The organism is Azospirillum isscasi (assembly GCF_030849505.1).
In the GTDB taxonomy this organism is placed as follows: Bacteria; Pseudomonadota; Alphaproteobacteria; order Azospirillales; family Azospirillaceae; genus Azospirillum; species Azospirillum isscasi.
On sequence record NZ_JAUJFI010000269.1, the window covers coordinates 1 to 4,334 of the forward strand.

The 4,334-nt window shown below is 70.5% G+C and carries 4 protein-coding genes and 1 pseudogene; 2 read left to right on the forward strand and 3 right to left on the reverse strand.

The window, feature by feature from the left end; all coding sequences use genetic code 11:
* Positions 1 to 111 precede the first annotated feature (111 nt).
* The gene (locus QSG27_RS27860) at positions 112 to 1,023 is read left to right on the forward strand and encodes a DMT family transporter (protein WP_306711976.1); all 912 of its coding nucleotides are present in this window, start codon (positions 112 to 114) and stop codon (positions 1,021 to 1,023) included.
* 37 nt (positions 1,024 to 1,060) lie between these two features.
* Here the strand turns inward: QSG27_RS27860 and QSG27_RS27865 are convergent, their stop codons facing one another.
* From QSG27_RS27865 to QSG27_RS27875, 3 genes are all read right to left on the reverse strand, one after another.
* Complete coding sequence (locus tag QSG27_RS27865; protein WP_306711978.1) at positions 1,061 to 2,347, reverse strand: TRAP transporter large permease; 1,287 nt, start codon at positions 2,345 to 2,347, stop codon at positions 1,061 to 1,063.
* Positions 2,344 to 2,850, reverse strand: a complete 507-nt coding sequence (locus tag QSG27_RS27870; protein ID WP_306711981.1) for a TRAP transporter small permease — start codon at positions 2,848 to 2,850, stop codon at positions 2,344 to 2,346. Before QSG27_RS27870 ends, QSG27_RS27865 begins: the two co-directional genes overlap by 4 nt.
* A 105-nt stretch (positions 2,851 to 2,955) precedes the next feature.
* Positions 2,956 to 3,993, reverse strand: a complete 1,038-nt coding sequence (locus tag QSG27_RS27875; protein WP_306711983.1) for a DctP family TRAP transporter solute-binding subunit — start codon at positions 3,991 to 3,993, stop codon at positions 2,956 to 2,958.
* A gap of 116 nt (positions 3,994 to 4,109) precedes the next feature.
* Here QSG27_RS27875 and QSG27_RS27880 point away from each other — a divergent pair.
* Positions 4,110 to 4,334: pseudogene (locus QSG27_RS27880) on the forward strand (OmpA family protein); the annotation flags it as partial.

The following is a 4,334-nucleotide window of genomic DNA, read 5'->3' on the forward strand; positions in this document are numbered from 1 at the left end:
CGACGGCGCCCGCTCCCCCTTCGCCTCCCCGCGCCGCCGCGGCTGAGCCGCGGCGCGGCCCGCTGCCTCCTGCCCCCTGCCCGATGCGTCCAGCCCGATGAGCGCCCAGCCATGAGCGAGAACGCCGCCCCCGCCCGACGCCGCCTGTTCGATCAGGCGTGGCTGCTGATGATGCTGCCGCCGCTGTTCTGGTCCAGCAACGCCGTCCTCGGCCGCGCGGTGTCAGGCGAGGTGCCGCCGGTCGGGCTGGCCTTTTGGCGCTGGACGCTGGGGATGCTGCTGGTGCTGCCCTTCGCGTGGCGGCACCTGCGGCACGACGCGCGGGCACTGGCCGACCGGTGGCCGGTCGTTCTGCTGCTGTCGGCGCTGGGCATCGCGGCCTTCAACACCTTCCTCTATGTCGGTCTGCACACCACCACGGCGCTGAACGCGGTGATGATGCAGTCCTCCATGCCGGTGCTGATCGTGCTGATGAGCCTGGCCCTGTTCGGCGACCGGGTGACGCCGCGGCAAGGGCTGGGCATCGCCGTGTCGCTGGCCGGCGCCCTGACGCTGATCGCGCGGGGCGACCCGGCGGTGCTGATCGGGCTGCAACTCGCCGCCGGGGATTTGTGGGTGCTGGCGGCGGTGCTCGGCTACGCCGCCTACACCGCCCTGCTGCGCCGCCGCCCGGCGGTGCACGGCCTCAGCTTCATCGCCGTGACCTTCGCGGGCGGGGCGGCGATGCTGCTGCCCTTCTATCTGTGGGAAAGCATCGGCGGGAACCCCATGCCGGTCACCCCGACGGCGCTGGGGGCGGTCGCCTATGTGGCGCTGTTCCCGTCGATCGCCGCCTATCTCTGCTTCAACCGCGCCGTGGCGCTGGTGGGCGCCAACACGGCGGGGATGTGCATCCATCTGATGCCGGTCTTCGGGAGCATCCTCGCCATCCTGTTCCTGGGCGAGCAACCCCACCTCTACCACGCCGCCGGCATCGGCCTGATCGCCGCGGGCATCCTGCTGGCCACCCGCCGGAAGGGCTGACGCGGAGGCGCGGAAGGCGCCCCCGCATCGGCCGCGCTCAATAGCCCAGGCTGCGCGGCAGCCAGAGCGCCAGCCCGGGGAAGACCACCACCGCGGCCAGAGCCAGGAACATCGCCAGGATCAGCCAGCCGACCCAGCGCACCGTCGCCTCCATGGTGGTGCCGGCGATCTTGCAGGTCACCATCAGGTTGACGGCCATCGGCGGGGAGAACTGGCCGATGGCCAGCTTCATGGTCAGGATCACGCCGAACCACACCAGATCCCAGTTGAAGTGATTGGCGATGGGCACCAGGATCGGCAACAGGATCAGGAAGGTGGACACCCCGTCCAGGAACATCCCGATCACCACCAGCGCCGCGATCAGCAGGGCGAGAACGCCATACTGCCCGATGCCCAGATCGACGATGCCGCGGGCGATGGGGTCGATGACGCCCAGCGTCCCGGTCGCCCAGGCGAAGACGCCGGCCAGAGCCACCACCATCAGGATGATCGCGGAGATCTCCGCCGACTCCACCAGCACGTCGTAGACCGTGCGCAGGGTCAGCGTCCCGTAGATGAAGAAGCCGACGAACAGGCCGTAGACCGCCGCCACCACCGCCGCCTCGGTCGGGGTGAACAGGCCGGCGCGCATGCCGCCCAGGATGACCACCGGCGCCATCAGGCCCCAGATCGCCTCCTTGAAGGCCGTCCAGATCGACGGGCGGACCTCGCCCTCCCGCGCGACCTCGCCGAAGCCGTGGCGGCGCGACATCCAGACCGCCGGGATGACCAGGGCCAGACCGGCCAGGATGCCGGGGATCATGCCCGCCGCGAACAGGGCGGGCACCGACGCCTGCGGCACCATCACGCTGTAGATAATGAAGGCGATGGAGGGCGGGATCAGGATGTCGGTCGCCGCCGCGGCGCCGATGACGCTGGCCGTGAAGGCCCGCGGGTAGCCCTCGCGCAGCATGGCCGCGGTCATCACCGCACCGACCGCGGCGGAGGTCGCCGGGCCGGAGCCGGAGATGCCGCCCATGAACATCGCCACGATGATGGCGACCGCCGGCAGGGCGCCCTGCCGCTTGCCGATCAGGGCCAGCGCGAACTTCACCAGCCGCTCCGCCACGCCGGACCGCTCGAAGATCAGGCCGGTCAGGACGAACATGGGGATGGCGAGCAGCGGGTACTTGGCCATGCCGGTGTAGACGGTGGTCGGCAGCGACATGATGCCCAGACCGGCGACGCCGATCACCACCGCCCCGGCCAGAGCCAGCGCCGGGCCGATGGGCACGCCGGCGATCAGCAGCGCGAAGAATCCGCCGAACAGCAGCGCGGTGATCATGGCTCGTCCCCCCGCGCGACGCGGACGGCGCGGCCCAGCGCCCGCAGCACGATCACCGCCGACAGCACTGGCAGCCAGATCGAGTAGATCCACTGCGGCACGCCCAGGCCGGGCGAGGTCTCCTCGAACCGGTACTCGTCCCAGACCATCCGCGCGCCGTAGACGGCCAGCCCCAGGAAGACCAGCGCCGTCACGGCGATGGCGAACAGCTCCGCCCGGCGGCGCATGAGGGGGCGCAGGCGGTCCACGAAATAGGTGATGCGGATGTGATGGTTGCGCACGACCGCGACCGAGGCGCCCAGCATGGTCATCACCACCATCAGGGCGATGGCGTATTCCTCCGTGAAGGCGAGCGAGATGTTGGTCAGGTAGCGGGTCACCACGTTGGCGAAGGTGATCGCCCCCATCGCCGCGATGGCCAGCGCCGCCAGCGCCTCCTCGATCCGGATGGGAACGCGCGGGCGCGGCTCGTCGCGCGGCGTCAGCTCGGGGTCTTCGGTCATGAACGGATTCTCTGGACGGGAACGGGCGGGCCGGGTCGGGCTTTCAAGGGAGCGGGCGCCCGTCCGCCCGCCGCGGGGGCGGGAACGGACGGGCGCCGGTCCGGCTCACTTGCGGTCGGCGACCGAGGTCTCGGCGGCCTTCACGAGGTCGGGGCCGATGGTCTTGGCCCACTTGTCGTAGACGGCGCGGGTGGCGGTCTGGAACGCCTTCTGCTGCTCGGGCGTCAGCTGCACGACCTCCACGCCCTGGCCGGCCAGCTCCTTCAGCAGGCTGTCGTCCTGGGCGGTGATGCCTTTGCGGGCGATGGCGACCTCCTCCGCGGCGGCCTGGACGGCGGCGGCGCGCACCGCCTCCTGGTCCTCCTTGGACCAGCCGTTCCAGACCTCCTTGTTGACCACGAAGATCAGCGGGTCGGCGACGTAGCCCCACAGCGTCAGGTGCTTCTGGCCGAGCGTCGGCAGCTTGGCGGCGGTGAAGACGGCGACCGGGTTCTCCTGCCCGTCCACGGCGCCGGTGGACAAAGCGGGCTGCGCGTCGGCCCAGCTCATCTGCGTCGGGTTGGCGCCGAGCGCCGTGAAGGTGTCGAGGTAGAGCGGCGAGCCGACGACGCGGATCTTCAGGCCCTTCAGATCGTCCGGCGTGCGGATGGCGCGCTTGGAGTTGGAGACCTCGCGGAAGCCGTTCTCGCCCCAGGCCAGCGGCACCACGTCCTTGGTGGCGAGCAGGTCGAAGAGCTGCTTGCCGACCGGCCCCTGGGTCAGCGCGTCCATCGCCTTGTGGTCGGGCATCAGGAAGGGCAGCGAGAAGAGGTTCAGCTCCTTCACCTGCGGTGACCAGTTGATGGTGGAGCCCACCGCCATGTCGATCACGCCCTGGCGCAGTGCGGTGAATTCCTTGGTCTGGTCGCCGTTCACCAGCGCCGAGCCGGGATACATCTTCACATTGATGCGCCCGTTGGTCTTCTCCTTGACCAGCTCGGCCCAGCGGTCGCCGCCGATGCCCCAGGGGAACGGCTTGCCCAGCACGGTGGACAGCTTGTATTCGGCCTTGTAGTCCGCCGCCGCGGCGCCGTTGGCGAGGACGCCCGGCAGAACCATGGCCGCCAGCGCCAGACCGGCGAACAGCGCCTTCATCGACTTCATTCTTGTTTCCTCCCAGCTACCGCAAACGAAAGATCGGACCGGGATCGTACAGAGGCACGCACGAGTGTTCCACGCGGAATTTGACGCCCCGCCCCCGAGCCTGGGACAATGCGGGCATGCACATGCGTAACATCCCAACAATCGGCGCCCTGGTGCTTGGGCTGGTCCTCCCGGCGGGGCCGGTCCTGGCGCAGGCGGCGGTGACGCCCTCCGTCCCGCTCGGCCCGAATCCCAGCGAGTGCGAAATCCAGGCCGCCCTGTTCGGCGCCGCCGGTCCCGGCTGCCCGCCCGTCGTGCTGAAGCGCCCGCCGCCCCCGCCCGTCGCGGCGGCGCCGGCGCCG

What these genes read in the sequence shown, in the direction of transcription:
- QSG27_RS27870 (WP_306711981.1), bottom strand. Translation starts at nt 2,850, where the DNA reads ATGACCGAAGACCCCGAGCTGACGCCGCGCGACGAGCCGCGCCCGCGC.
- QSG27_RS27875 (WP_306711983.1), bottom strand. Translation starts at nt 3,993, where the DNA reads ATGAAGTCGATGAAGGCGCTGTTCGCCGGTCTGGCGCTGGCGGCCATG.
- QSG27_RS27865 (WP_306711978.1), bottom strand. Translation starts at nt 2,347, where the DNA reads ATGATCACCGCGCTGCTGTTCGGCGGATTCTTCGCGCTGCTGATCGCC.
- QSG27_RS27860 (WP_306711976.1), top strand. Translation starts at nt 112, where the DNA reads ATGAGCGAGAACGCCGCCCCCGCCCGACGCCGCCTGTTCGATCAGGCG.